The organism is Lysobacter sp. P5_C4, assembly GCF_054049695.1.
Genome location: NZ_JBFULX010000005.1, coordinates 43955 through 69710, shown reverse-complemented (window position 1 = coordinate 69710; position 25756 = coordinate 43955). Strand labels below are relative to the sequence as shown.

Here is a 25756-nt window from a genome sequence, read left to right as displayed (position 1 = left end):
CGTTTATTTCACGATCAGGTTGAAGCCCACCTGGCGCACAACGCCGTTGGATTCGCCGCGAACGACGAGTGGATAGGTGCCCACCGCAGCTTGTGAACTGGAGACGCGCAGCGCCACGCGCGAGGTGCCGTTGCCGTCGGCCGGGGGCGTGAGCGGGTCGATCGACCACGTGGCCGTCACACCGGCGGGCAACCCCGTGATCGACAAGTCGACCGGCGCATCGAAGGCGCCATAGCTTCCGAGCGTGATGATCTTGCCGCCCGTGCTGCCGCGCGTGACTGCGATCGATGGCGAGGCCTGCAGCAGGAAATCGCCGATGGTGCCGCTCGCCCGATGGCAGGTGCCGGCGACGCTGTCGGTGAAGGTCTTGCCCGCGATGGGCACGAATTCGGCGAGCCAATCCGATGCGGACAAGGTCAACTTGAGAATCCCGTACGTGCTGCTCTGCTTGCGTTCGAGCATCGGCGAGGTGCCGTTGACCGGATACATCGAACCGCCGCCCGTGCCGACGACGAGTTGGCGCACGCCATCGGTTTGCTGCACCTGGTTGCCATCCATCGGCGACCACCGTTGGTAATTGTGGTCGTGTCCGACGAGCGCGAGGTCCACGCGCGATGCATACAGGCGATCGAAGAACGCCTTCATCGCCGGGTAGCCGCTGTAGTTTCCGCGGCTGATGAACACGTGGTGCCAGTAGGCGGCGGTGCACGGTTTCGTGTTCGCGCGCAGGTCCGCGTCGAGCCACGCCAGTTGCGCGGCAGACACCGTGTTGCCGGTCTTGCTGTTCAAGGCGATGAAATGCCAATCGCCGACGTCGAAGCTGTAGTAGCCCTTGCTGCGGTCGCCCGCGGGGCCGGTCTGGTTGCCGACGCCGTTGAAGTAGTCGTAGTAACCGGAGGCCGTGGTCGTCGTGTACTCGTGGTTGCCGGGCACCGGCTGGGTGATCGCCTTGAAGCGGCCCCAGTTGGGCGCGTAACGCGTGTTGTAATCGACGAGCGAGCCGTTGTTGTACGCGTTGTCGCCCAGCGTGAGTGCCACGACGGGATCGATGGCAACGACGAGATCGGCGGTGCGGCCGCAGTTCGACGGCGCCGTCGCGCTGCAGATGTCGCCCGCCGCGGTGACCACCACCGTGTCCGCACCGTTCGCGTCCAGCGCCGCCAGGAACAGCGCGACAACGAGCGCCCCCCATGCCCCGAGTTTCATCCCCGCCTTCCTCCGTGTGCATTGCGTGTACACGGATCAACGGATGCGACGGCGCATCACAGGACAGGCGCGCGAGATGAATGCGCAACGCTGCGATCACGGCGCCGGCACGTTCGCGACCACGGCCGTTCCTGCATACGTGCCGTACGCGAAACGCGTGAAGCCCGGCGAGAACGCAACGGCCGAGGTCACGGCCAGACCGGTGCCCGCTTCGAACGTCTGCCGCAGCGCGCCGTCGGACACGCGCCAGAAACGGATCGTGCCGCGCTGATCCCAGCCTTGCGGCGTTTCGAATGGACGGTAGCCGGTGGTGATCAATCGCGCGCCGTCAGGTGAGAAGCGCACCGCGGCGACGCCTTCGTTGGACTGCGCATTCGGGAAGCGGCGGAGCACCGCGCCATCGCTGACGCGGAACAGCGTGGTTTCATTCGGCGCGGAGGCCCAGGCCGCGAGCGATGCGCTGTTCGGCGCGAATTGCATCGGCGTCGTGCTGCGCAGATTGCCGGCGGTCAACAACCGCGTGATGGCCCCGTCGCTGCGGCGCTGGAGCGTGATCGTGCCTTGCGAGGCGGAGGCCTGCAGCAGGCCATCCGGCGAGAACACCCAGTTGGTGGAGATCTTGTTGTAGCCGCTGCCGACGAGTTGCACGACGGCGAAACTGGCGATGCGCCAGCGCGCGGCGGTGGTGTCGCCGGTCGATGCGGTGAGTTGCGCGTCGGGCGTGAAGGTCACGACCCCGTTCGGCTGGATCGTGATGACCAGCGAACCGAGGAACAGCCCATCGGAGGCACGGTGAATGCGATACGCCCCGCCGCGACTGCTGTTGTGGACGGCGAGCTGCGCGCCGTCATTGGAGTAAACGACCTGATCGGCCGTGCCCGAGCGATGCGGCTGCAGCACCGAAAACACGAGCGCGCCATTGGAGGCCGCACGCGCACGCACCCAACGATCCGTCGAGCCGACAGCGACGCGCGCACCGGTGCCTGGCGACCACGCCACGCCGATGATGGAGTTCGCGAGACCGCTCGGCGTGGGCGCCGACCAGACGATCTGGGGTGCGGACTGCGCACGCACGCTGGCGCCGATGGCGAGCGACAGGACGAGCAGCCCGAAGGCGAATTTGCGTGACGTGTTCATGCTGGGTCCTCCGCGACGCTCGGCAGAGGTGGATGCCTGCGCGCGCCCCTCCGGTTCGACGCCCCAACTCAGCCGCCGCTTCGGCGACGCACGCGGAACACGGTGAATGCGAGGATGGAACGCCGCGCCCCCGCTTGACGCGCGAACATGTGGGCCGCGATTCCAAGGACGACAAGATGGCGAAGCCGAAGCTGTTCGAACCCCTGCGCGTGCGCAATCTCGCGCTCGACAACCGCATCGTGATCGCGCCGATGTGCCAATACTCGTGCGACGGCGACGGACGCGCGAACGACTGGCATGCGATCCACCTGGGGCACCTGGCGCTGTCGGGCGCGGGCCTGCTGACGATCGAAGCGACCGCCGTATTGCCGGAAGGCCGCATCACCTGGGCCGACCTCGGCCTGTTCGACGACGCCACCGAAATCGCGCTGCGCGACGTGCTGCATCGCGTGCGCGCCTGGTCGGACATGCCCATCGCGATCCAGCTCGCGCATGCAGGACGCAAGGCGAGTTGCGAAACCCCGTGGGCGGGTGGGCACCAGCTTCCCGCCGACGACACGCATGGATGGCACACCGTCGCGCCGAGCGCGGTGCCGCACTATCCGAAGGATCAAGCGCCGGCGGCACTCGATGCCGCCGAGATGCGGCGGATCCGCGACGCCTTTGCAACCGCTGCGAAGCGTTCCGCGCGCCTGGGGATCGACGCCGTGCAGATCCACGGCGCGCACGGCTATCTCTTGCATCAATTCCTGTCACCGTTGAGCAACCAACGCGACGACGAATATGGCGGCAGCCTCGAAAACCGCATGCGTTTCCCGCTGGAGGTGTTCGACGCCGTGCGCGCCGCGTTTCCGAGCGATCGCACGGTGACCGTGCGCGTGTCGGGCACCGATTGGGTGGAGGGCGGATGGGATGTCGCGCAGACCATCGCATTTGCGAAGGCGCTCGAAGCACGCGGCTGCGATGCGATCCACGTGAGCAGCGGCGGTATCTCGCCCGAACAACACATCAAACTCGAACCTGGCTACCAGGTGCCGCTGGCGCGTGCGGTGAAGCAAGCGGTAGACATCCCCGTCGTGGCCGTCGGCCTGATCACCGAGCCCGAGCATGCGGAGGCGATCGTCACCAATGGCGATGCCGATATCGTTGCCCTCGCCCGCGCGATCCTCTACGACCCGCGCTGGCCGTGGCATGCGGCGGCGAAACTGGGTGCGACGGTGCGCCCGCCGAAACAATACCTGCGTAGCGAACCACGACAGGATCGCGGCGTGTTCCCGCACGGCACGTTCGACCCACCGGCGCGATGGAAGGCGGACCGATAAACTCACGCATCGTTCTCGGGGGAAGACCGATGCAATCGGAGTCGTTGCGGTTCTGGATCTTCGTACTGGTGTCGCTGGTGGCGTTCGTCGCCATCCTGCGATTCGTTACACGTCATCGCAGCGAACGCCCGCGGGGAGCCACCGTGTTTGCGGTGGCAGCCGTCGTCGTGATCGGCGGCATGGTGTTCGCGAAATACGGCCACAACATCGGCCTGCCGTGGTGGATCTACTACACCGTGCCTGCAATGGCGACGCTGCTGCTGCCGCCGATCGTGTTTCGACTGGGCGGCAGTGAACTCGCGTGGTACCTGGGCCTGGCCTTCCTCTCGTCCCCGGTGATCCACGTGTTGTTCTCCTTCCTGCTGGGGTGGAAGGAGTACATGCCGTTCATGCCGGTGCCGTCGTGGCGGGAGTTGTTGGGCCAGTAACGACCGCCCCCGGCAGGGCACCGCGTTGTAGCGGACAGCCCGCCGAGGAAGCGCAGCGAATGGCCCCCGAACTCACGCGTCGCCACTTCATCGCCGGGTTCGGCGCCGCCTCGTTGCTGGGCGCCGGGTCCGCAGTCTCCAGTGCCGATCCCGCAACGACCTACGCATTGGCGCCCGGCGTGATCCACCTCAATACCGCCTCGCTCGGCGCGACATCGAACGCGGTGCTCGACCGCACCCTCGCCGCCTGGCGCGAACTCGAATCCAGCCCCGTGCGCATGGCCTACGGCAAAGACGGCCCACCCACCTTGCTGCAAGCATGCGAAACCGTGCGCGCGCAGGCCGCCGCGTTCCTCAACTGCGATGCCGACGAACTCCTGATCACCCGCTGCACGACCGAAGGCATGAACACCGTCGCGCAGGGCATCGCGTGGAAGCAAGGCGACCGCATCCTGACGACCGACCAGGAACACCACGGCGGCAGCCTGTGCTGGGAGTACGCCGCGCAACGGCACGGGGCCGCGATCGATCGCGTTGCCATCGCGCCCGAAGAACACGACGTCGACGCGATTGCGCAACGCATCGAGGCCGCGATGACGCCACGGACGCGCGTGATCAGCGTCAGCCATGTGATCTCGACGACCGGACTGCGCATGCCGGTTGCCGCGATCGCGAAGATGGCCCGTGCGCGCGGCGTGTTGTGCGTCGTCGATGGCGCGCAAGCCGTTGGCCAGATCCCCGTCGACGTCAAAGCCCTCGGCTGCGACGCGTATGCGACCAGTGGGCACAAATGGCTGATGGGCCCCAAGGGGACGGGGATGTTGTACGTGTCGCGCGACGCGAGCGACGCCATTCGGCCGATTCAATGGCAGGACGCGCATCGGTATGGCGCGGAGTCGGCGGGGGTTGGGCCGCAACCGCTGGTGATCGGATTGGGGGCGGCGATACAGCGCGTGCAGGAGATCGGCATCGACGCGATCGAACGCCATAACGCGGCGCTGCGGAACAAGGCTTACGCCGGATTGCAGGAGATTGCGCAGGTGCGCGTGGTCGGGCCGCCGCCTGGACCGTTGGCGGCGGCGATGGTGGCGTTCGTGTTGCCCGATGCGATCGATAGCCAACGGGTGCTGGAAACGATGCTGGAGAAGCACCGGATCATCGTGAAGAAGGTGGAGAAGCGGTGGTTCAATGGGATACGGGTGTCGCCGCATGTATTGAATGGCGAAGGGGAGATCGATGCGTTCCTAGATGCCTTGCAGACGATGTTCCCCGCTTAAGCCCCTCTCCCTCCTGGAGAGGGGTTGGGCAGAGGGCCCGTCGGAGCGACGAAACCCCCTCCCTCAATGCACGTAACCCGACTCCCGGCACGTCGCCCGGACCTCCTGCTCCACCATCGCCCAGGACGGTGATCCTTCTTCTCGCAGCGCGTCCCAGCTTTTCTGCAGCACCGGCGACAACTCATCCCAGGTGCCATGTGCGCATTCCTCCCGCGCGACCTTGAGAACGGCTTGGAACAGATGCGCATCGATGTTGCGGATCATGGGCATGAGGGGGTCCTCCCGATCCTTGTTGCTCAGGAGGAAAGGTGCGCGGGGTGGCGTCAAGGATGAGGCTGGGAAGGGTGAGGGTGTCTGACTGGTTCAGGCCAACTGGGGTGCCAAGTAGAAGCGACTCGATACGCAGTGAAGAATGGTGGCGCAGAGACTAAAGGTGGCCTTTGCGGCTAAAGGCAGATGTTGCTAGTAGTCTGGCGTCATGGCGTCGATTGGGTGGGTGAAACAGGCGCAGGGGACCCTACTTCAATAGCGGTAGGGAAAATGCAGGGACAGCCAGGGATCGGCGCATCAGTCGCGCGCAAGGGCGCGGCGAAGGGGCTTGCGTGTCCGACATTCCATTTGAGCTTGGTGCTCTCTACAACCGAGTTGCGCAAATACACGAAATTTTTGGCGGCCAGCGGCAAGGCGGCATTTCAACGCCGACAAGTGCACCTTATGTCTTTATCTTTACCGGCGATTCCGGAAAAGCCCACGGGTACGCGGATCGATGGGACGAATTAGATGGTCTCTTCCACTATGTCGGAGAGGGACAGAAAGGCAACATGCGGATGAAAGGCGGCAACAGCGCCATCCTTCGTCACTCAGTGGAAGGAAAGCGATTGCTGCTATTCCGCATGCTCGGCAAAGGCCGACCGTATCGCTACGAGGGCGAATTCGCAGCCGTTGATCACTACGTGTTACCAAACGTTCTGGACACGAAGGGATTGCTACGCGATGCATTAGTCTTTCGGCTCAAGCCTCTCAATGAAGATCCGTTGTTCGATTCTGCAGAGGACCCCTCCGAGCTTGTCGTGCCGGGAAGCACGTCCTCTCAGCGCATCGTCGAGGTTCGTACTAAGCAGCAGCTATTTCGACGCCGGTTGTTGGGATTTGAGCGCGAATGCCGCCTAACAGGAGTCCGCGACCTCCGCTTCGTCCGCGCAAGCCACATCAAGCCCTGGTCGAAGGCGACGGCTGGAGAGCGGGTTGATGGCTGCAATGGCCTCCTCCTTACGCCTAGCGCCGACCATCTCTTTGACCAAGGCTGGATCTCATTTGCCAACGACGGGCGGTTGCTTTGTTCCCGCCATCTCCCAGGCGACATCGGCAAGAGATTGGGATTCAACATTCGAAGTGGGAAAAAATGCGGCCAACCGTTCGTATCGAAGCAGTGCGCATTTCTTGAGTTTCACCGAGACTACATTTTTGAACAAAGGCATGCGCCGCCTGTTAAGACTTTCGTCGATCGCTAAGCTAGAACCGGTGTTCAGGGGCAAATTCGCGATACAGCAAGAAGTCTTCAATCTCACGGTAAACCTGCGCAGCAGCCTTCCCACCAGCGATATATGCAGAAAACTTCGCAGATCCAGCTCGCGATCAACCGGACGAAATCCGTGTAAATACTCGCCGTAGGAGCGATTAAATACGGTCACGCATGCAGGTGTTAGGAGCGGAAGGGTTTCGCTCCAGAAGCTATGAAATCCCGCCGCAATTTCATGTTCGCCATTGAAGGTCATCCGTGCGTCGATCCCGTCCCCGACCCTCTGCCCCAACCCCTCTCCCGGGGCAGAGGGGCTAATCCCCCGCCCCAGGCGTACCCTTCCCCCCATGCTCCCCGACTTCGACAACTTCGACCCCGACGACAACTTCTCCGCGTCCTTCTCCCCGTCGTCCGAACTCGACGAGGACGCCGCGCTCGAGACCGTCGCCTGGCAGCTCCTCCTCCTGATCAATCCGGGGGACGAGGATTCGGCCCAGCTGCAGTTTTCCGAGATCCGCGAGGCCCTCGGCTCAGGCGCGGAGCCCATCGACGCCATCCGCGATGCGATCGACTGGAAGGCGGGGTTCTTCCTCGCCGAGGACGATGCGGCCGGGGTGGTCGAGGTGATCGACGAGCTCGCGGCGCGGGTCGGGGTGCGGGTGGATTGGGACCTGGACGACGAGGCCGACGACGCGCTCGCCGATGCGGATGTCGGTTCGCTGCTCTCGCGGGCGGCGGTGCAGTTGCGGGAGCGCGGTTACTCGCTGTGGTCGTGGGAATCCGGCAGCGAGCATGTCGCGGGGTGGATCGCGGCGCGGTCGGACGACGAAGCGGTGCCGGCCGTGGCCGGTGCGCTGGGGTTCCACGTTCGCGCAGTCATCTGATCCTGTAGTCCGACAATCTCCAGCGGTCAACCTTCGTCGGAAGCGGTCCTTTTCGATTCCTCGGACGTGTCTTGCTGCTGCTGTTGTTCTTGCTGCGGCTGCGGCTGTGCCTGCTGTTGCGGCTCCTGCGGCGCCAGCTCCGGCGCAGCCACCGCGCCCGGGCAATCGCCGCCGGCCTGCACCCATCCGTTGGCCACGCGCTTCATGCGCTGGCCGTTGACGCAGCGTTCGTCCTGCGCAGGTTTGTCCGCGGCCTGGGTCCGCTCGCGGTTGTCCTGGCGGAGCCGCTGCTGGACCTGGAGGGTTTGCTCGCGCGCGGCGCGGGCAGCGGCGTCGCGGGCTTCGGCTTCGTCCATGAAGGTCGCAGTCGGCGTGGCTGCCCTGGCAACGGTGGCGGGCGTCGGCGGTGGCAATGGCACGGGTTGCACGACGGTGGCCGCGGTGGGCGCAGCGTGCTGCGCTGGCGGTTTGATCGGAAGGTGGCCTTTCCAGTACTGCAGGCCGACATACCCCAGCACGCCCACGACGATGAGCGCGATCGTCCAACGCAATCCACTGTTTTTCTTGCGACGACGCCGCATGCCCCTGTCTCCGAAACCGGTTATCCGCCCCTGTGCGGAGCATAGCGGGCTGGCCGGCGGGAAACGTGTTGCGGTGCAATGTTCGGGCGCTTGGTCCGACGGGTGGAGACTGCCCGGAAACCTGGTCGGGATCAGGGCGTGGGTGGAATCAGACTCAAGTCGCTGCGATAGCTCCAGATTTCCGACTGCACTTCGTCCACGGACGCGGCATACCCTTCTAGCAACTGCTGGCGCACCGTCGGGTCTTCCACCGATGCGAGCACGCCTTCCAATCCCCCGCGGCCTTCGTCGAAACTTGCCCAGCCGTCGCGCGAGACCATCAGCATGTAACCGGGCGACGGCGTGCCGCCGATGCCTTCGTACCAGGTGAACGACGATCGGGGTTTCGCGGCGTCGAGCGTCGCGCGCATGCGCTTGACGATCTTCTCGAAGCGCTCGCTGCGGCCCAGGCGCACCTTGTACGTGTAGACCTGCAGCATGCGCGCGGGCTGCCACTGCTCGAGCGGCGTGCCGTTGCTCAGGTCGCGGCGCACGCGGAACACGGTGCGCGCGTCGGCCTGCCCGTAAGGCAGGAAGGTGCGATCGGCGTCCTTGCCGTCCTCGGCGGGCGCGACGCGGTTGTCGAACGCCGCGAACGGTGCACCGAAGGTGCCGTCGATGAACATGCCCATGCGCGGGCCGTGCGTCACGTACCAGCCGTACCAGGCGAGCGGATCGTCGTGCGTGCGATGCCATTCGAGGTGGCGTTTGTAGCCGGCGTCAAACTGGGTCTCCATGCCGTCCTTCGGGCGATAGGCGAAGAGCTGTGCGGCGTCGCCGGAGTCGCGCAGGGATGGGGTGGCGTCGGCCGCGAAGGTGGGAAACGCGGCGCAGGCGATCGCGACGGTGGCGATGGCCTGGAGCAAACGGAGACGCGGCATGTGGTGGGGCACGTGTCGACGGGGGAGGTCGAGTGTATCGCCCTGCCTTTGCGGCGCCGGAAAGGCGCCCTTTTTCGTTCAACCCGTTGCGCGCTGCGGCATTCACAGCACAATCCCGGCATCCGCCCACCGGAATGCCCCCATGGCGATCTCGAAGTGGCTCTCCCTGCTGGCGCTCGTGCCGGCCGTTTCGCTCGCGGTGGAGACGACCGCGCCCCCTGCCCTCGACGACTACATCGCGCATTGCGATACCGCGGGCCGCACCGTCTGGAACGTCTCGCTCTGCGCCCCGGTCGTGCTGGTCGCGCAGGACGGCACGATCATCTGGACGAGCATCACCCCTTCGTCCGCCCCCTTGCCTTCCACGCGCGCCAACACGTCCGTCGAATGGGGCGGCCGCAAGTGGGTGATGTTGCTCGCGCCCTTGCCCGATGGTGACGCCGCGTTGCGTCGCCTCGTGTATCACGAGTCGTTCCACGTGCAGCAGGCTGCGCTCGGTTTGCCCGACAACATGGCGGTCGCCTCGCATCTCGAATCGGAGCAGGCGCGTGTGTCGATGCGCCTGGAATGGAAATCCCTCGAGCGCGCGCTCGCCACGAGCGGTTCCGAACGCAAGCGGCACGTCGCGCAGGCCCTCGCCTTCCGGCAGCAGCGGCTGTCCGACGCCACCGCGCGCAACGACGAACGCGCGCAGATGCGGCACGAAGGCCTGGCCGAATACACGGGGACGGTGTTGTCGGGCGATCCGAAGGCGCTCGCCATCGACAGCCTGCAACACGGTAACGACCGGCCGTCGTTCGCGCGCAGCTTCGCTTACGTGAGTGGTCCGGCGTGGGGCCTGTTGCTCGACGCGTACGCGCCGAACTGGAAGACCACGATCGCGAAGACGCCCGAGGCCGACCTGCCGGACCTGATCCCGCTGAAAACCTCGCGCAAACCCATGCCGGCCGCGTACGGTGGCGAGGCCATCGCACGCGAGGAAGCCGGGCGCGCCGCGCGTCGCAAACAGATCATCGACGATGCCACGCAACGCACGTCCGAAGCCGGCGGCCTGCACCTTCCGCTCGCGAAGATCCAGCTCGACTTCGACCCCAACCGCGTCACGCCGATGCCCGACGGCTCGCAGGTCTACGACAAGATCACGCTGACCAGCGACTGGGGCACGATCCAGGTGGAAGGCGCGCCGCTGCGCATCGTCAAGGACTGGAACGCGGCCTACGTGCCGTGGCCGCTGCCGGATAAAATGACGCTGAAGCTGGACGAGGGATGGAAGATCCAGCGCGGCGACGATGGCAGGATGTCGGTGGCGCGCTAGCGCATCGCCGGCGCATCACCACCAAGGGGCAACGCATGCAGCACAAACCTGGCGCACTCGCGATCGCGTTGGCGACGCTCGCGGCCGCCGCAGTTCCGACACTCGCCGTGTGTTCGCTGATGCTGTTCTTCCGCGACGAAGACGGTTGGGCCACGTGGCTCGCCTACGTGGCCGCGCTGACGTTCGGCATCGCACTGGTGCACCTGGCGTTGCTGGGGTTGCCGGCGGTGGCCTGGTTGGTTGCGAAGCAGAAGTTCCGCGCATGGACGATGGTGGCGGTGGGCGCCGTCGTCGCGATGGTGCCGGTGTCGTTGCTCGCGTTGCCCGGCGCGCCGTGGGGCGACCAGGGCGATACGTGGGGCGATTGGGTGCAGATCTTGTTGGTGTTTGCGCCGATCGGTGCGTTGAGTGCGTTGGCGTTTTATTACGTGTGTCGGGCGATGACCAAGGCGCCGGCGGGGGCGTAAAAAAAGAGGCCAACCTTTCGGCTGGCCTCTTTGGTAGCTCAACGCTGGCCTTGCGGCCGCCTTTCGTTTGATCCATTTACGCGCTCAGCGGATTCCCCCGCTCCACGTCGATCTTGTACAACTTGATCGCGCGGGCCACATCCTTCCCCGCCATCTTCCCTTCCGCGGCAAGCGCTGCGATCGCGGCGTGCGCGATGTAGTTGCGGTCGACTTCGAAGTGGCGGCGCAGGTTCGCACGCGTATCCGAGCGGCCGAAGCCGTCGGTGCCCAGTACCGTGTAGCGCGTCGGCACGAACGCACGAATCTGCTCGGCGAAGGTGCGGATGTAATCCGTCGCCGCGATCGCCGGCCCTTGGCGCCCTTCCAGGCACTCCGTGACGTACGCCTTGCGCGCCTTGTCCTCCGGATGCAGGCGGTTCCAACGCTCCGCATCGAACCCGTCGCGCGCGAGTTCGTTGAAGCTCGGGCAGCTCCAGATGTCGCTGGTCACGCCGAAGTCCTTATCCAACAACTCGGCGGCCGCGATGGCTTCCCGCAGGATCGTGCCGCTGCCCATCAGTTGGACGCGCAGCTCGCCCTTCTTCGGCTTGCCGGCGTCGCGCAGCAGGTACATGCCCTTGATGATGCCGGCTTCGGCGCCTGCGGGCATGTCGGGATGCGCGTAGTTTTCGTTCATCAGCGTGAGATAGAAATACTCGTCGCGCTGTTCTTCCACCATGCGCTGCATGCCGTGCTGCAGGATCACCGCCACTTCGTAGCCGAAGGTCGGGTCGTAGCTCTTGCAGTTAGGGATGACGCTCGCGAAGACCTGGCTGTGGCCGTCTTCGTGTTGCAGGCCTTCGCCGTTGAGCGTGGTGCGGCCCGCGGTGGCGCCGAGGAGGAAGCCGCGCGCGCGCATGTCGGCGGCTTGCCAGGCGCTGTCGCCGACGCGCTGGAAGCCGAACATCGAGTAGTAGATGTAGAACGGCACCATCTGCAGGTCGTTGGTGCTGTAGCTGGTGGCCGCGGCCATCCAGCTGGAGAACGCGCCGCATTCGGTGATGCCTTCTTCCAGCACCTGGCCGGCGGAATCCTCGCGGTAATACATCAGCTGGTCGCGGTCGACCGGCTTGTACTTCTGGCCGTGCGGGGCATAGATGCCCAGCTGGCGGAACATGCCTTCCATGCCGAAGGTGCGCGCTTCGTCGGCGACGATCGGCACGCAGCGCGGGCCCACTTCCTTGTCGCGCAGGATGATCGACAGGCTCTGCACGAAGGCCATCGTCGTGCTGATTTCGCGGTCGCCGCTGCTCTTGAGCAAGCGATCGAACACTTCGAGCTTCGGCGCGGTGAGCGATTGCGTCGCCTTGCGGCGGCGCGCCGGCAGGTGGCCGCCGAGTGCGCGTCGACGTTCCTGGAGGTATTCCACTTCCGGCGATTTCTCGCCCGGGTGGAAGAACGGCACGGCGCTGTCTTTCAGCTGGTCGTCGGTGACCGGGATGTTGAAGCGGTCGCGGAAGATGCGCACGGCTTCGTCGTCGAGCTTCTTGGTCTGGTGCGTCGGATTGAGCGCTTCGCCCGCCGCGCCCATGCCGTAACCCTTCACCGTCTTGGCGAGGATGACGGTCGGCATGCCCTTGGTCTTCGTCGCCTGGTCGTAGGCGGCGTACACCTTGTGGGGATCGTGGCCGCCGCGGTTGAGGCGCCAGATGTCGTCGTCGGAGAGATTGGCGACCATCGCCTTGGTCTCCGGGTACTTCCCGAAGAAATGCTCGCGCGTGTACGCGCCGCCGAAGGCCTTGCAGTTCTGGTATTCGCCGTCGACGGTTTCCATCATCAGCTTCTTCAGCACGCCGTGGGTGTCGCGCGCCAGGAGCGGATCCCAGTAGCTGCCCCAGATGAGCTTGATCACGTTCCAGCCGGCGCCGCGGAAGCTGCCTTCGAGTTCCTGGATGATCTTGCCGTTGCCGCGCACCGGGCCGTCGAGGCGCTGCAGGTTGCAGTTGATGACGAAGACCAGGTTGTCGAGGCCTTCCCGGCCGGCGACGGAGATCGCGCCGAGGGATTCGGGTTCGTCCGTTTCACCGTCGCCGAGGAAGCACCAGACCTTGCGGTCGGTCTTCGGCATCAGGCCGCGGCCTTCGAGGTATTTCCAGAAGCGCGCCTGGTAGATCGCCGAGATCGGGCCCAGGCCCATGCTGACCGTCGGCGTCTGCCAGTAGTCGGGCATCAGCCAGGGGTGCGGGTAGGAGCTGATGCCGCGGCCGTCGACTTCCATGCGGAAGTTGTCGAGCTGCGATTCGCTGATGCGGCCTTCCAGGAAGCTGCGCGCGTAGATGCCGGGCGAGCTGTGGCCCTGGATGTAGAGCAGGTCGCCGGGGTGTTCGGCGGTCGGGCCGCGCCAGAAATGGTTGAAGCCCACGTCGTACAAGGTGGCCGCCGAGGCGAAGGACGCGATGTGGCCGCCGAGGTCGCCGGGCTTGCGGTTGGCGCGCACGACCATCGCCAGCGCGTTCCAGCGGATGATCGAACGGATGCGCCATTCCATCGCCGCGTCGCCGGGCGACTTGCCCTCCAGCGCCGGCGGGATGGTGTTGATGTATTCGGTGGTCGGCGCGAAGGGCAGGTGCGCGCCCGCGCGGCGGGTGAGCTCGACCATGTTGTCGAGCAACTGGTGCGCGCGCTCCGGACCGTCGTTGTCGATGACCGCCTTGAGCGATTCGACCCATTCACGGGTTTCGGAGGGGTCCGGGTCGTTGAGAAGCAGATCGTTGAGCCAATTCATGGGGGTTCGAACGGTGCGGTTAGAGCCGGGATTCTAGCAGCGGCCCCGTGGACGCCACTTTTCGCTTTCCGGTGAAACTAACCGGCGGCGACGCCACCCTTTGGGGTCGCCCCGTAAGATCGGCGCAATGAACATCGTCCTGCCCCGCGTTTCAGTCGCCCTCTGCGTGCACAACGGCGCCCGCTGGCTGCGTGAGCAGCTGGACTCGGTGCTGGCGCAGGAAGATGTCCTGCTCGAAGTGGTGGCCCTGGACGATGTCTCCAACGACGGCTCGCTCGCGATCCTGCGCGAGTACGCCGCGCGCGACCCGCGCGTGCGCGTGGAGTTCAACGAAACCAACCTCGGCCACGTGCGTTCGTTCGAGAAATGCATGGCGCTGTGCACGATGCCCTTGATTGCGCCGTGCGACCAGGACGATGTCTGGGAGCCGCGCAAACTCGCGACGCTCGCCCGGGCGCTGGGCGACGCGGACCTGGCGTATTGCGATTCGGCCTACATCGATGGCGACGGGCGTTCGCTCGGCCGGCGCCTGTCGCAGGATCTCAACGTGATGTTGTCGGGCCGCGATGCGTTGCGCTTCGCATTCGGCAACACGGTGTCGGGGCATGCGCTGGTGGTGCGGCGCGACGTGTTCGAAAGCGCGCGGCCGTTCCCGGGCCTGCTGTACCACGACTGGTGGTTGGCACTGTGCGCGGCGTCCGGCGGTGGCGTGGTGTATGTCGACCAAGCCCTCGTGCGTTTCAGGCGCCATGCGGATGCGGCTTCGCCCGCGGGAAAGAACGTCGCGGCCGGCGTGCGCCGCAAGCGCTCCTCGTCGCACAACAAGCGGTGGCTCGCGCAGCAGTCGTATGTGTTCGAACAACTCGGATATGCGCAGTGGTTTCCGCCGCTGGTGGCCGGGCGCTGGTTGTTCGCGATGCTGGCTGCCGAAGATGGAAGGACCTGGCCGTTGGCGAAGGCGGTGTGGCGCGATCGCCGATCGGTGCCGCCGCACGCTGCGCCGCGAATGATCGCTGCCCTGCGCTATTACACCCGCGTGGCCAACAAGGTCATGCGCGCCAAGCGCGAGCGCTCGTTCTACGGGCCGCTGTTCAAGTAAGTCCCGCGGGAAGTTGCCACGCGGCGTTCAGCCGGTCGCGATCGGTGCGTTGTCGGTGGCGGCCGAGCAATCGCGCGATGGTGGAGGGCTCGATCAGCCGCACCGGCACCGACGACAGCGCGCGGTGCCTGAGCCCGTGCAGGCCGATGCGCAGTGCGAGATCCGCCGTTGCGCAATCGAGGTCGCGGTAGGACGGATCGAAACCGCTGTCTCGCAGGAAGACGGTGCGGCGCACGGCGATGCATCCCCAGGCGATCGCATCGTCGTTGTCGTTGCGTTGCGGCGCGACGAGGCCCGCGTCCTCGCGTCGTGCGTGCGACATCAGTTCGGTCAGCCATCGCGCATCGAACCCCCGGCAACGGCTGTCGAGGAGCACCACCGTGTCGTTCGAAATGGCCTGGATCGCACGATTGCACGCATCGGCGATTCCCGCATGCACCGCGCTCGCCCAACGCACGCCGGTGAACAGCGCATTGCGCAGGGGCGGCGCGCGGGTGGAGGCCACGACCACGTCGAACGGCGCGTGGTCGGTCTGCGCACGCACGTGGTGGAGGCATTGCTGCAGGGCCGACAGGCCGGCGCGGTCGACAATGACGATGGCGACGTCACGCACGCTCCCGCGCTCGACCGTGGGCTCCGCAAATGTGATGGCCATCGGATTGCGGCTTACTGATGAGGTATCGGCCACGCTAGGGCGAAGCCGCTTCAGCATCGACGAGAAAATTCTCCAAATAGAGAAAAGCGGGACATTCCGTTGCAAACCCGTGGATTGCCGGCGTTCGCGGCCGTAACAATCTGCCCCGAGGGCCAATGGGTAAACGGTTGCAGCCGGCGTCGAATAAGTGAAAGCTGAACGCCGTGCCGTATTTTTCACCATCCGTGTCCGATCCGTGTGGCAAGTCCACGTAACCTTTGACTCACCTGCCCAGGAAGTACCAGGCCCTCATGTCGCCAGGAAGCGCATCTTCAGCCCGCCGTCGACCGGAGCCGAGGCTGCCCGCGGTCGAAACGGCAGCGCATGCATCGCACATGCCGCGCGTGTCGGTCGCGCTATGCGTGTACAACGGTGAACGGTGGTTGCCGGCGCAGCTGGATTCGCTGCTCGCACAGCAGGATGTCGTGCTCGAGATCATCGTCGTCGACGATTGTTCGACCGATCGCTCGCGCGAAATCCTGCGTTGGTATGCGCGGCGCGATGCGCGCATCCAATTGCATGAGAACAAGGCCAACCTGGGCCACCTGCGTTCCTTCGAAAAATGCATGGCGATGTGCACCTCGCCTTTGATCGCACCGTGCGACCAGGACGACATCTGGCATCCGCGCAAACTCGCGATCCTTGCCGACGCCATCGGCAATGCCGACATGGCGTATTGCGATTCGGCCTACATCGACGAAGCGGGCCGCCCGCTCAACCGCCGCATCTCCGACGATCTGGGCGCGATGCACGCCGGCCGGGATGCGTTGCGTTACGCCTTCCAGAACACGGTATCGGGCCACGCGATGGTGGTGCGTCGCCGCGTGTTCGACAACGCGCGGCCGTTCCCCGAAAAGCTCTATCACGACTGGTGGCTCGCGTTGTGCGCGGCAAGCGGCAATGGCGTGGCCTATGTGGACCAGCCATTGGTGCAGTTCCGCCGGCACGACGATGCGGCATCGCCGCTCGGCAAGGATGCGTCGGGCAAGCTTCGGCCCACGCCGCTGGGTGCGCCCTCGCGCAACCGCAGGTGGCTCGAACAGTTGACTTACATGATGGGCGCGATCGGCGACACCCGTTGGGCCGTCGCCACGCAGGCACGCGATTGGCAGAAGGCGCTGCGCACGGGCCTGGACAACGACTTCCGCGGCCTGCTGAAGCTCACATGGCGCGACCGCGCGTCCGTGCCGCCGTGGAACGGTGGCTACTCGTGGCTGCGTGCCATGCGCTTCTACGCGCGCTTCCGTCGCAAGGCCAATCGCGCGCGCCGCGAGCCGAAGCTCACCACCTCGCTGTTCGGCGGCTGATTCAGCGCGGCGTGGTTCAGCGCGGCGGGTGCGCGTACCAGTAATGCTTCGACTTGTTGCCCAGGTTCGGGCTGTAGGCCGGATCGAGCATCGTCGACAGCGCCCACGTTGATTCCAGCTTGCGGTTGTCGGCATCGTTCGTCGCGAACGCGTTGCCTGCCGCGTCGACGCGCATGCGCAGCGACGGCACCCACGTGTGGCGCAAGCCGCTGCGCCCGATGCGCAGCGTGAGATCGAGCATCGCGCCGGTGAGCGTCGCGTAGGTTTCGTCCAGGCCGCCGGCATCGACGAACACGGCCCGCGGCAAGGCCACCAGGCCATGCATCAACGCGGTGAGGTTCTGCGGCAGTTTCGCGCGGCCGGCATACCCATCGCCGTCGGCGCGCGCGCCACCATTCATCGCCGACCACGCGCCATCCACGCCGATCAGCACGCCGTTCCCGATGACGTGCTTCTCCGGATCGAACAACTTGCCGCCGATCGCGCCGCCCTTCGGCCGCGCGGCCCAGGTCACCGTGCGGAGCAGCCACGTGTCGTCTTCCGGCACGCACCGGCCGTCGATGAAGACGACGATGTCGCCTGCAGCCGCGCGCACCGCGGCGTTGAGCGCGGCAGGCGTCGAGGCCGCGACGCGGAGGTCGAGGCCGGGATAACGGGTTCGCTGCACGGCTTGCCGGCAAGCCTGCAACAGCGCCGCATCGCCGGGATCGGCGATCACGACCGTCGCGCTCGGCAAGGGCGAAGGCGGCGCGTAATCGACGATGTAATGACCGGTCGGATGCGAGTGCACTTCGCCCGACAGACCATTGCGTTCGAGATGCTCGAGGATCGCGCGGCGACCCGCCTCGAGCGCATACGGTTTCACCGCATTGCCCGCGGCGGTGCTCGCGTCGTGGATGCGCCAGTGATACAGCACGTGCGGAACATGCACGACCTGCGTCGGTGCGAGGCGGTCCACGCAGCGCAACATCAGATCGTAATCCTGCGCGCCTTCGTAACCGACGCGGAAGCCGCCCACCTCGCGCAACAGCGTCGTGCGATACGCGCCGAAATGCGACACCAGGTTGTAGGCGCGCGCCAGCTCCGGGTTCCAGTCGGGCTTGAAGAAGGCTTCGCGGCGGCGGTTCGCGTCGTCGACCTTGTCTTCATCCGAATAGACCACCCCGGCGTCGGGGTGCGCTGCCACCGCTTCGGCGACGCACAACAGCGCGTGCTCGGGAAGCAGATCGTCGTGGTCGAGCAACGTGACCCAGGGCGCGGTGACGATCTCCAGGGCGGAGTTCGATGCAGCGGAGATGTGGCCGTTGACGGGGCGATGCACGACGCGGATGCGTTCGTCGCGTTGCGCGTAGGCATCGAGTGTCGCGACGACTTCGGGATCGGTCGACAGATCGTCGGCGATGCACAGCTCCCAATGCGGGTACGCCTGCGCGATGACCGAATCGATCGCTTCGGCGAGCCACGCCGGCGACGGGTTGTACACAGGCATCACGACGGCGATGGGCATCGGCGGCAGCTTGTTCGCGCGTTCCACCAGCGCGGCACGCTTGCTGTCGTCCACCGTGTCGAACTGCGCCACCCATTGCGTGTAATCGGGGCCTTCGCCGCGGCGATCGGCGTGGTGGATGCGGCGCGCGTCGAGGCGACGGCGGTTCCAATCCCTGAGGCGGCCGCCCGCGCGTCCGGCGAGGTCGCCCTGGCCGAACGCGCTGCGCGGCAGGACGAGCTTCACCGCGCGCTCGACGCTCTTGCGGCGCAACCCCGGGTGCATCAGGCCGCGCCAGAGCGGCGCCAGCCAGCGATGCCGCGGCTGGTCGAGCACCGCTTCGCGCATGTCCGCTTCCAGCGCGTACATCTGTGCCAATTGCAGGCCCATGGCGCGTTTGCCTTCGGGCAGATCCGGACGCGCGGCCACGCACTTGCGCTGGTCGGCGGCGATTTCGCGATACATCGCGAGCACGCGGCGATTGCGGCGCTCGTAGGTGGCCGCATCGTTCGCGCTGCGGTCGAATACCCAATCACCGAGGTTCGCATCGTGCCGGCGATAGCCGAGCAACGACTGCTGCAAACAGAAGCAACGCCCCGCAAGCACCGCGCGCAGGGTGAGCATGTTGTCTTCGACCATGCCTTCCATCGGCGGGAAGTCGGTCAGCAACGTGCGGCGAATCGCCATCGATGCACCGAGCACCGCGGCCAGCTTGCCCCGGCGCAACAGCCAGTCCTGGTCGATTTCGTACGGCGTGCCGCGCACCGCGAGTTCGATCGGCTTGCCGCGCGCGTCGATGTCGTCGACCAGCGACCCGACGATCTGCGCATCGGGGTCCGCGGTGAACGCCGCGAGCAGCCGATGCACGCGCTGCGGATACGAAACATCGTCGCCCGCCTGGCAGATGAGCACGTCGCCGGTGGCGATGCCCGCCAGTTCGGTCAGGTGCGCGCACAGGCCGAGGTTGCGCGGCGTGCTGCGCACCGTCACGCGATGCGGGCCGCTGTAGCCTTCGAGCGCCTTGCGGGCGGCGGCCAGCGTACCGTCGGGCGAGCAATCGTCGGAGACGATGATTTCGCACGGGATCGTCTGCGCCAGCGCCGAGCGGATGGCGTCGGCGATCATCGCCTCCATCTTGTAGGCGATGACGAGGATCGTCGCGGTCGGGGTGTCGTCGCCCATCGAAGTTGCGCCCTGCGAATCGTGTGTGGCGAAGCCGGCTCAGCGAGCCTTGCGGATCTGCGCCTCGACGGCGGCGATGGCGGTCATGTTCACCACGCGGCGCGGCGTACTGGCGGGCGTTAGGATGTGCGCCGGCTGGTCGATGCCCATCAGGATCGGTCCGATCGCCACGCCGTCGGTCATCACGCGCACCATGTTGTAGGTGATGTTCGCCGAATCCAGGTTCGGCATCACGTACAGGTTGGCGCGACCCTTGAGCGTGGTGTTGGGCATGATGCGCAGGCGCAGGTCTTCGTCCCACGCGGTGTCGCCCATCATTTCGCCGTCGACTTCCAGCTTGGGCACGCGCGCCTTGAGGATCTCGCGCACCTGGCGCATCTTGCGCGCGCTGGCGTCGTCGTGGCTGCCGAAATTCGAATGCGAGAGCAGCGCGACCTTCGGTTCGATGCCGAACAGCTTCAAACGATAGCTCGCCTGCAGCGTGCTCTCGGCGATCTGCTCGGCCGTGGGGTCCAGCTGCACGTGCGTATCGAGGAAGAACCACACGCCCTGCTCGTTGATCACGCCCGTCATGGCCGACGTGCTGGTCAGACCGGGGTCGAGATCGAACACGCTGCGCAGGTAGCCCAGCTTCTTGTGATAGCGGCCGACCAGGCCGCAGATCATCGCATCGGCTTCGCCGCGTTCGACCATCAGCGCGCCGATCAGCGTCGGGCGCGAACGCATCAGGTTCTTCGCCGCCGCCGGCGTCACGCCGCGGCGTTCGGTGAGCGCGTGGTATTGGTGCCAGTAATCGTTGAAGCGCGGATCGTCGTTGATGTTCGTCAGTTCGAAATCCACGCCCGGGCGCATGCGCAGGCCGAGGCGTTCGATGCGCGTTTCGATGACGTCCGGCCGGCCGATCAGGATCGGCGCGGCCATGCCTTCGTCGATCACCGTCTGCACGGCACGCAGCACCGTTTCTTCCTCGCCTTCTGCGTACACCACGCGCTGCTTGTCGCCGCGCGCGCGGTCGTAGACCGGCTTCATCAGCAGGCCGGTGCGATAGATGAACTGGCCGAGCTTCTCTTCGTAAGCGGCGAAGTCGAGGATCGGGCGCATGGCGATCCCCGAGTCCATCGCGGCCTTCGCCACGGCGGGTGCGAGCATCACGAGCAGGCGCGGATCGAACGGGCGCGGGATGATGTAGTCGGGCCCGAAGCACGGCATTTCGCCACCGTAGGCGGCGCCGAGATCGGAGGCTTCGCGGCGCGCGAGCGCGGCGATCGCGCGCACGCATGCCAGCTTCATCGCCTCGTTGATTTCCGTGGCGCCCACGTCGAGCGCGCCGCGGAAGATGTAAGGGAAGCACAGCGCATTGTTGACCTGGTTCGGATAATCCGAACGGCCCGTCGCGATGATCGCGTCGGGGCGCACGCGCTTGGCTTCTTCCGGCGAGATCTCCGGGTTCGGGTTGGCGAGCGCGAGGATGATCGGGCGCCGCGCCATCGTGACGACCATCTCCGGCTTGAGGATGCCGCCGGCCGACAGGCCGAGGAAGACATCCGCACCATCGAGGATCTCGGCGAGCGTGCGCTTGTCGGTGTCGCGCGCGTAACGCTGCTTGTCCGGATCCATGTGGCCGCGGCCGGTGTAAAGCACGCCCTCGCGATCGAAGGCGAGGATGTTTTCCGGCTTCATGCCCAGCGCGACCAGCATGTCCAGGCACGCGATGCCCGCGGCGCCCGCGCCGGCGGTGGCGAGCTTCACTTCGGAAATCTTCTTGCCGACGATCTCCAGGGCGTTGAGCACTGCGGCGCCGACGATGATCGCGGTGCCGTGCTGGTCGTCGTGGAAGACCGGGATGTTCATCCGCTCGCGCAACTTGCGCTCGACGATGAAGCACTCCGGCGCCTTGATGTCTTCCAGGTTGATGCCGCCGAAGGTCGGCTCCAGCGAGGCGATGATGTCGACCAGCTTGTCGGGGTCGCGCTCGTCGATCTCGATGTCGAACACGTCGATGCCCGCGAACTTCTGGAACAGCACGCCCTTGCCTTCCATCACCGGCTTGCCGGCGAGCGGGCCGATGTCGCCCAGGCCCAGGACCGCGGTGCCGTTGGTGATCACCGCGACCAGGTTGCCGCGCGCGGTCATGGCGCTGGCCTGGTTGGGATCGGCGACGATCGCTTCGCAGGCGTAGGCCACGCCGGGCGAGTAGGCCAGCGACAGGTCGCGCTGGGTCACCATCGGCTTGGTCGGGACGACCTTGATCTTCCCGCGCGGCTCCATGCGGTGGTAGTCGAGCGCGGATTGCTTGAGATCGTCGGACATGTTGGCCGTGGCGCGGGGTGGGGTCGTCGATTCTACCCACCGCGCCGGGCGGTGGTTGCCGCGCGATGCTTAGAATGCAGCCTGTCTTCACGGAACCTTCTTTCCATGGGCGTTGCGTCCCTGTCCCCGCGGTGGTCCGCGATGCTGGCGCGCCCGGCGCCGTGGGCCGTCGCGCTCGCGGTGTTCCTGCTCCAGGCGCCGCTGGTACTCAATCCGGGGTACTTCAGCCACGACGAGCTCCAGTGGGCGTACTTCGCGACCCACCTGGACCATTCGGTCGACTGGTTCGACGTCGCGACATTCCAGTACCGGCCCCTCACCTTCAACCTGTGGATGGTGCTGTCGCGCGCACTGTTCGACACGCCGCAGGCCTTCCATGCGGTCCTGGTCGCCTGGGGCGCGGGGAATGCGACGCTGCTGTATGCGATCGGCCGCCGCGCGGGCATCGATGCGCGCACGTGCGCGGTGGCGGTGCTGGTGTTCGCGCTGAGCCCGTACGCGGTGGTCGCGCACGGTTGGGTGGGGACGATCGCCGACCTGGCGTGGCTTTCGTGCGGCCTGGCGATCGCGTGGTTCGGGCTGCGCGCGCAGTCGTTGGGGGCGATCGCCGTCTTCGCCGCGGTCGCGACGCTCGTCGCCCTGCTCGCGAAGGAAGCCGCGCTGTCGATTCCGCTTGTCGCTTCGGTCGCATGGGCGTTCACGCGCCAGAAGCGCTGGGGCGCGGCGGCGCTGGGGGCCTGGGCTGCGGCCGCGGCGTACCTGGCCGTGCGCCTGCCGGTGTTGCTCGAGACGACGGACAAGCCGGCGCTCTACACCGCGAACGTGGCCAATGTCGCCGTGCGCTGGGTCGAATACCAGTTGTTCTCCCCGATGGTCCGCGTGATCGAAGGACAGGCCACGCTCTCCCAGTCGAGCTTCAAGTACCTGCTGATGGCCGCGGTGTTGTGGTGCGCGTGGCTCGCGGCGATGTGGCGCGGCAGCCGGCGCCTGGCGGCTTTCGCGATCATCGCCGGCGGCGCGGCGCTCGGCCCGGTGTTGCTGCTCGGCGCCTCGGCGAACCACTATGCCTACGGCTTCGCGGCCGTGTATGCGCTGTGCGGCGCGGCGGCGTGGGCGCGCACTGCGCGGTGGGGTCGCATGGCGCTCGGCACGATGGCCCTGATGACCGTGCTGCACGGCGTGGTGGTGATGGGCGTGATGCTCGACGTGGGGCGCGTGCAGTCGGTGTTTTCACCGGCGCTCGCCGATGTGCTGCGGAACCGCGCGCTCGATGGACCGGCCTTGCGCCTGCGGCCTGCCGCGGACGCCAAGGGATGGATGTTCCAGCGCCTGACGCACGAGATCCCCGCGTATCGCGAAGTGCCGATCGGAGACCGCATCCGCCTGGTCGGCCCCTCGGAACCGGCCGACTACACGATCGCGCACGACGGCCGGCTCGCACCGGCCCGCTGATCACTGCAGTTCGAACAGGCCTTCCGACGCCATCACCTGGTCGAGCCGGATGCGGTTGGCGAACAGCGAGAAGGCGAGCATGCCGGCGAGCCCGTTGGCGCGCGATACCCATTGGGGCAACCAGCGCGGGTGCGTCAGCGCGCCGCAATCGAACATCGGTTCGAACCGCTGCACGTCGGCGAGCGTCATCTTGCCCGCGAACAACATCCGGCACAGCCGCAGCTTGCGATTGCGCAACGCCCAGCGGAAGAAGGTGTGCACGCCGATCAGGCCGCGCACATAGACCGTGTCCTTGGTGAACGCATAGCCGCCGGTCGTCGGCACGCCCCGGAACACGCGTTGCGCCGAGACGAAACTCTCCAGCGGCGGATTGTCCGCGTCGAGGAAGAAGCGGAACACCTCGATGAAATCCGCGCCTTCCAGCGCGCGCGCGACCGCCTCGATGCGCAGGCTGATGCGCTTCATGCGCTCGATGTCGATGCTGCCGGTGATCTGCTCGGCGAAGGTCGCCAGGCCTTCCTGGGTCGCCGTCGTACGCGGCGAGGACAACGACAGGCTCTGCAATTGCGGCTGCTCGCGCCCGTTGAGGGCGGTGAGCGAATGGACGAATGCTTCGTGCTCGAGCAACTGGTGGCGATCGTAGTCGCTGAACGCGGCGCTCGACCTCAGACGGATGCGCGTGGCGCCGGCGGCGGCCTTCGCGATCAGCTCGGGGTCGAGCACCACTTCGATCAGGCGCGCGTTGAAGAAATCATCGAGCGAGGCCTGCAACTGCAGCTGCAACGCGGTCGCGGAGATCTGCACCTGTTCTTCCGGCGCGAGCAATTCCTTGTCGAGCTCGTTGGCGATGTCGATGAAGTGATGCGCCGCCTCGCGCGTGGTCGGACCGCCGCCGGGCAAGGGTTCGTCGGGGCGGCCGAACAGGCGGATCGAATGTCGCGTGACCTCCGGCGTGCCGAGGTTCTCCAGCAACTCGCAGGCGATGCCCCAGCTGCGCGCGGAATCGCAGACGTAATGGCCGAGCGGATGGTCGGGGTCGGCGGCCTTTTCGATCGCGGCGAGCTCGCGGCGCGCTTCGGTGAAATCGTACTTCGGGTATTCGTGCCTGGGCAGCGCGTATTCGCCGCGGTTGTAGGAGGCCATGAAGCTGGCTTGTTCGCTCGCCGGCCAACTCACCATGTTCAGCAGCCGGATGCTGCGTGCGGCCTTCACCATGCGCGCGTCGAGTGCCGCATGAAAGAGGATGTCGTCGGCCAGCTCGACCATCAGTGGCGACCGTATTTGTCGTCGATGCGTTTGTACAGCGCCTTGTTTTGCACCTTGTCGTTCGCTTTCTGGCTCAGGCGCGTCGCGAGCTGGTTGGCGGCGCCGGCGACCTCGCCGCGCAGCTTCAGGAAGTTGGCGAAGCGATGCGGATCCAAGGTGCCGGCTTCGATCGCCGCGCGCACCGCACAACCGGGTTCCCTGGCGTGCTGGCAATCGCGGAAGCGGCATTGCTCGGCGAGCGCTTCGATGTCGCCGAAATTCTCTGCGATGTCTTCTTCGCCCGTCGGCTTGAGCTCGCGCATGCCCGGCGTATCGATCATGCAGGCGCCCGAGGGCAGCGGGATCAGCGCGCGATGCGTCGTCGTGTGGCGGCCGCGGGAATCGCTTTCGCGGACTTCGCCGGTCTTCATCTTTTCCACGCCGAGCAGCGTGTTGGTGACCGTGGACTTGCCCGCGCCGGAAGACCCCACCAGGACGATGCTCTGCCCCGCACCCAGCCAGGGTGCCAGCGCGGCGACGCTGTCGGGATCCTTCGCGTTCACGGGCACCACGTGCACGCCCTGCGCGACGCCTTCGAGGGCGGCGCGCGCATCGTCGATGGCGTTCGCGTCTTCGGCCAGCGCCTTGTCGGCCTTCGTGAGCACGACGACCGGCACCACGCCGCTGCCGCCGATGAGCACGAGGTAACGTTCGATGCGGCGCGGATTGAAGTCCGCGTCGAGCCCGCACACGACGAACACCGTGTCGATGTTGGCCGCGATCAATTGCTGCTTGTAGTGCTCCCCCGCCGCGCCGCGCTTGATCGCCGTGTGGCGCGGCAGCAGCGCGACGATGCGCTTGCCTTCCAGCAGCACCCAATCGCCGACCGCCGCGCGCTCTTCCGGCGCGATGCCGCCCTTGCGATAGCTGGAGGCGCGCTGCCACTCGGGCGGGGATTCGGCCTTGAAGCCGGCGTCGGGACCTTCGGCGACGACGTAACCGGTGCGGTGCTGTTCGGTCACGCGCGCCGGGCGCGCCTGCGGATGTGCTGCAAACGTTTCCCGCCAGGCCGCGTCGTCCACCTGCGCGGCGTAGGGCCAGCCGATGGCGCGCAGGGAAGGGGTCACGGGCGGGTGCGGGTCGTCATCTGCCGGATTCTAG

Annotated in this window: 21 protein-coding genes; 10 read left to right on the top strand and 11 right to left on the bottom strand. The window is 66.4% G+C overall.

Annotated elements, in window-relative coordinates:
• Positions 1-3: 3 nt before the first annotated feature.
• Both ACXJJ8_RS12860 and ACXJJ8_RS12855 read right to left on the bottom strand, forming a co-directional pair.
• The gene (locus ACXJJ8_RS12860; RefSeq protein WP_499030711.1) at positions 4-1206 is read right to left on the bottom strand and encodes a metallophosphoesterase; all 1203 of its coding nucleotides are present in this window, start codon (positions 1204-1206) and stop codon (positions 4-6) included.
• A 96-nt stretch (positions 1207-1302) separates the two neighbouring features.
• The gene (locus ACXJJ8_RS12855; protein WP_499030709.1) at positions 1303-2343 is read right to left on the bottom strand and encodes a WD40 repeat domain-containing protein; all 1041 of its coding nucleotides are present in this window, start codon (positions 2341-2343) and stop codon (positions 1303-1305) included.
• 176 nt (positions 2344-2519) lie between these two features.
• On the opposite strand from ACXJJ8_RS12855, the gene ACXJJ8_RS12850 reads away from it, so the two are divergent.
• Genes ACXJJ8_RS12850 through ACXJJ8_RS12840 form a run of 3 tightly spaced genes read left to right on the top strand, consistent with a single transcriptional unit; the run spans position 2520 to position 5370 of the window.
• Positions 2520-3665 (top strand): NADH:flavin oxidoreductase/NADH oxidase, encoded by a 1146-nt coding sequence (locus ACXJJ8_RS12850; RefSeq protein WP_499031102.1) that lies wholly within the window; start codon positions 2520-2522, stop codon positions 3663-3665.
• Positions 3666-3694: 29 nt separating this feature from the next.
• Entirely contained in the window at positions 3695-4093 is a 399-nt protein-coding gene (locus ACXJJ8_RS12845) for a hypothetical protein (RefSeq protein WP_499030707.1), read from the top strand.
• Positions 4094-4152: 59 nt separating this feature from the next.
• Positions 4153-5370, top strand: coding sequence for an aminotransferase class V-fold PLP-dependent enzyme (locus ACXJJ8_RS12840; RefSeq protein WP_499030705.1), 1218 nt, complete (start codon positions 4153-4155; stop codon positions 5368-5370).
• 63 nt (positions 5371-5433) lie between these two features.
• Here the strand turns inward: ACXJJ8_RS12840 and ACXJJ8_RS12835 are convergent, their stop codons facing one another.
• On the bottom strand, positions 5434-5634 hold the full coding sequence (locus tag ACXJJ8_RS12835) for a hypothetical protein (RefSeq protein ID WP_499030702.1): 201 nt from the start codon (positions 5632-5634) through the stop codon (positions 5434-5436).
• A 338-nt stretch (positions 5635-5972) separates the two neighbouring features.
• Here ACXJJ8_RS12835 and ACXJJ8_RS12830 point away from each other — a divergent pair, with 338 nt between their 5' ends.
• Positions 5973-6881: an HNH endonuclease gene (locus ACXJJ8_RS12830; RefSeq protein ID WP_499030700.1), complete on the top strand. Its 909-nt coding sequence runs from the start codon at positions 5973-5975 to the stop codon at positions 6879-6881.
• Positions 6882-7236: 355 nt separating this feature from the next.
• Positions 7237-7773 carry a DUF6630 family protein gene (locus tag ACXJJ8_RS12825; protein ID WP_499030697.1) on the top strand — a complete coding sequence of 179 codons (537 nt, stop codon included), beginning with the start codon at positions 7237-7239 and terminating at the stop codon, positions 7771-7773.
• Between the two features lie 26 nt (positions 7774-7799).
• Here ACXJJ8_RS12825 and ACXJJ8_RS12820 read toward each other — a convergent pair whose 3' ends face one another.
• Both ACXJJ8_RS12820 and ACXJJ8_RS12815 read right to left on the bottom strand, forming a co-directional pair.
• A complete protein-coding gene (locus ACXJJ8_RS12820; protein WP_499030695.1) occupies positions 7800-8354 on the bottom strand; it encodes a hypothetical protein in 555 nt (184 codons plus the stop codon).
• A gap of 131 nt (positions 8355-8485) precedes the next feature.
• Positions 8486-9274, bottom strand: coding sequence for a hypothetical protein (locus ACXJJ8_RS12815; protein ID WP_499030693.1), 789 nt, complete (start codon positions 9272-9274; stop codon positions 8486-8488).
• A 142-nt stretch (positions 9275-9416) separates the two neighbouring features.
• Between ACXJJ8_RS12815 and ACXJJ8_RS12810 the strand changes: the two genes are divergently transcribed.
• Both ACXJJ8_RS12810 and ACXJJ8_RS12805 read left to right on the top strand, forming a co-directional pair.
• The gene (locus tag ACXJJ8_RS12810; RefSeq protein ID WP_499030691.1) at positions 9417-10589 is read left to right on the top strand and encodes a hypothetical protein; all 1173 of its coding nucleotides are present in this window, start codon (positions 9417-9419) and stop codon (positions 10587-10589) included.
• A gap of 35 nt (positions 10590-10624) precedes the next feature.
• Positions 10625-11056 (top strand): hypothetical protein, encoded by a 432-nt coding sequence (locus tag ACXJJ8_RS12805; RefSeq protein WP_499030688.1) that lies wholly within the window; start codon positions 10625-10627, stop codon positions 11054-11056.
• Positions 11057-11132: 76 nt separating this feature from the next.
• Here the strand turns inward: ACXJJ8_RS12805 and aceE are convergent, their stop codons facing one another.
• Positions 11133-13820, bottom strand: coding sequence for a pyruvate dehydrogenase (acetyl-transferring), homodimeric type (gene aceE / locus ACXJJ8_RS12800; RefSeq protein WP_499030686.1), 2688 nt, complete (start codon positions 13818-13820; stop codon positions 11133-11135).
• Between the two features lie 127 nt (positions 13821-13947).
• Here aceE and ACXJJ8_RS12795 point away from each other — a divergent pair, with 127 nt between their 5' ends.
• Positions 13948-14919: a glycosyltransferase gene (locus ACXJJ8_RS12795; protein WP_499030683.1), complete on the top strand. Its 972-nt coding sequence runs from the start codon at positions 13948-13950 to the stop codon at positions 14917-14919.
• Here the strand turns inward: ACXJJ8_RS12795 and ACXJJ8_RS12790 are convergent.
• Positions 14912-15574 (bottom strand): glycosyltransferase family 2 protein, encoded by a 663-nt coding sequence (locus ACXJJ8_RS12790; RefSeq protein WP_499030680.1) that lies wholly within the window; start codon positions 15572-15574, stop codon positions 14912-14914. The two genes, ACXJJ8_RS12795 and ACXJJ8_RS12790, sit on opposite strands and share 8 nt — an antisense overlap.
• 374 nt (positions 15575-15948) lie before the next feature.
• Between ACXJJ8_RS12790 and ACXJJ8_RS12785 the strand changes: the two genes are divergently transcribed.
• Positions 15949-16920, top strand: coding sequence for a glycosyltransferase family 2 protein (locus tag ACXJJ8_RS12785; RefSeq protein WP_499030677.1), 972 nt, complete (start codon positions 15949-15951; stop codon positions 16918-16920).
• A gap of 16 nt (positions 16921-16936) precedes the next feature.
• On the opposite strand, the gene ACXJJ8_RS12780 is transcribed toward ACXJJ8_RS12785, so the two are convergent.
• Entirely contained in the window at positions 16937-19588 is a 2652-nt protein-coding gene (locus ACXJJ8_RS12780) for a glycosyltransferase (protein WP_499030674.1), read from the bottom strand.
• Positions 19589-19627: 39 nt separating this feature from the next.
• Positions 19628-21898 carry an NADP-dependent malic enzyme gene (locus ACXJJ8_RS12775; protein WP_499030672.1) on the bottom strand — a complete coding sequence of 757 codons (2271 nt, stop codon included), beginning with the start codon at positions 21896-21898 and terminating at the stop codon, positions 19628-19630.
• A gap of 105 nt (positions 21899-22003) precedes the next feature.
• Here ACXJJ8_RS12775 and ACXJJ8_RS12770 point away from each other — a divergent pair, with 105 nt between their 5' ends.
• Positions 22004-23350, top strand: a complete 1347-nt coding sequence (locus ACXJJ8_RS12770) for a glycosyltransferase family protein (protein WP_499030669.1) — start codon at positions 22004-22006, stop codon at positions 23348-23350.
• Here ACXJJ8_RS12770 and ACXJJ8_RS12765 read toward each other — a convergent pair whose 3' ends face one another.
• Positions 23351-24616 (bottom strand): flavohemoglobin expression-modulating QEGLA motif protein, encoded by a 1266-nt coding sequence (locus ACXJJ8_RS12765; RefSeq protein WP_499030667.1) that lies wholly within the window; start codon positions 24614-24616, stop codon positions 23351-23353.
• Complete coding sequence (gene rsgA, locus ACXJJ8_RS12760; RefSeq protein ID WP_499030665.1) at positions 24616-25722, bottom strand: ribosome small subunit-dependent GTPase A; 1107 nt, start codon at positions 25720-25722, stop codon at positions 24616-24618. Before rsgA ends, ACXJJ8_RS12765 begins: the two co-directional genes overlap by 1 nt.
• Positions 25723-25756 lie beyond the last annotated feature (34 nt).

Excerpts from the sequence above, each read along its gene's own strand:
- ACXJJ8_RS12860 (WP_499030711.1), bottom strand. The coding sequence starts at position 1,206 with ATGAAACTCGGGGCATGGGGGGCGCTCGTTGTCGCGCTGTTCCTGGCG.
- ACXJJ8_RS12855 (WP_499030709.1), bottom strand. The coding sequence starts at position 2,343 with ATGAACACGTCACGCAAATTCGCCTTCGGGCTGCTCGTCCTGTCGCTC.
- ACXJJ8_RS12850 (WP_499031102.1), top strand. The coding sequence starts at position 2,520 with ATGGCGAAGCCGAAGCTGTTCGAACCCCTGCGCGTGCGCAATCTCGCG.
- ACXJJ8_RS12845 (WP_499030707.1), top strand. The coding sequence starts at position 3,695 with ATGCAATCGGAGTCGTTGCGGTTCTGGATCTTCGTACTGGTGTCGCTG.
- ACXJJ8_RS12840 (WP_499030705.1), top strand. The coding sequence starts at position 4,153 with ATGGCCCCCGAACTCACGCGTCGCCACTTCATCGCCGGGTTCGGCGCC.
- ACXJJ8_RS12835 (WP_499030702.1), bottom strand. The coding sequence starts at position 5,634 with ATGATCCGCAACATCGATGCGCATCTGTTCCAAGCCGTTCTCAAGGTC.
- ACXJJ8_RS12825 (WP_499030697.1), top strand. The coding sequence starts at position 7,237 with ATGCTCCCCGACTTCGACAACTTCGACCCCGACGACAACTTCTCCGCG.
- ACXJJ8_RS12820 (WP_499030695.1), bottom strand. The coding sequence starts at position 8,354 with ATGCGGCGTCGTCGCAAGAAAAACAGTGGATTGCGTTGGACGATCGCG.
- ACXJJ8_RS12815 (WP_499030693.1), bottom strand. The coding sequence starts at position 9,274 with ATGCCGCGTCTCCGTTTGCTCCAGGCCATCGCCACCGTCGCGATCGCC.
- ACXJJ8_RS12810 (WP_499030691.1), top strand. The coding sequence starts at position 9,417 with ATGGCGATCTCGAAGTGGCTCTCCCTGCTGGCGCTCGTGCCGGCCGTT.
- ACXJJ8_RS12805 (WP_499030688.1), top strand. The coding sequence starts at position 10,625 with ATGCAGCACAAACCTGGCGCACTCGCGATCGCGTTGGCGACGCTCGCG.
- aceE (WP_499030686.1), bottom strand. The coding sequence starts at position 13,820 with ATGAATTGGCTCAACGATCTGCTTCTCAACGACCCGGACCCCTCCGAA.
- ACXJJ8_RS12795 (WP_499030683.1), top strand. The coding sequence starts at position 13,948 with ATGAACATCGTCCTGCCCCGCGTTTCAGTCGCCCTCTGCGTGCACAAC.
- ACXJJ8_RS12790 (WP_499030680.1), bottom strand. The coding sequence starts at position 15,574 with ATGGCCATCACATTTGCGGAGCCCACGGTCGAGCGCGGGAGCGTGCGT.
- ACXJJ8_RS12785 (WP_499030677.1), top strand. The coding sequence starts at position 15,949 with ATGCCGCGCGTGTCGGTCGCGCTATGCGTGTACAACGGTGAACGGTGG.
- ACXJJ8_RS12780 (WP_499030674.1), bottom strand. The coding sequence starts at position 19,588 with ATGGGCGACGACACCCCGACCGCGACGATCCTCGTCATCGCCTACAAG.
- ACXJJ8_RS12775 (WP_499030672.1), bottom strand. The coding sequence starts at position 21,898 with ATGTCCGACGATCTCAAGCAATCCGCGCTCGACTACCACCGCATGGAG.
- ACXJJ8_RS12770 (WP_499030669.1), top strand. The coding sequence starts at position 22,004 with ATGGGCGTTGCGTCCCTGTCCCCGCGGTGGTCCGCGATGCTGGCGCGC.
- ACXJJ8_RS12765 (WP_499030667.1), bottom strand. The coding sequence starts at position 24,616 with ATGGTCGAGCTGGCCGACGACATCCTCTTTCATGCGGCACTCGACGCG.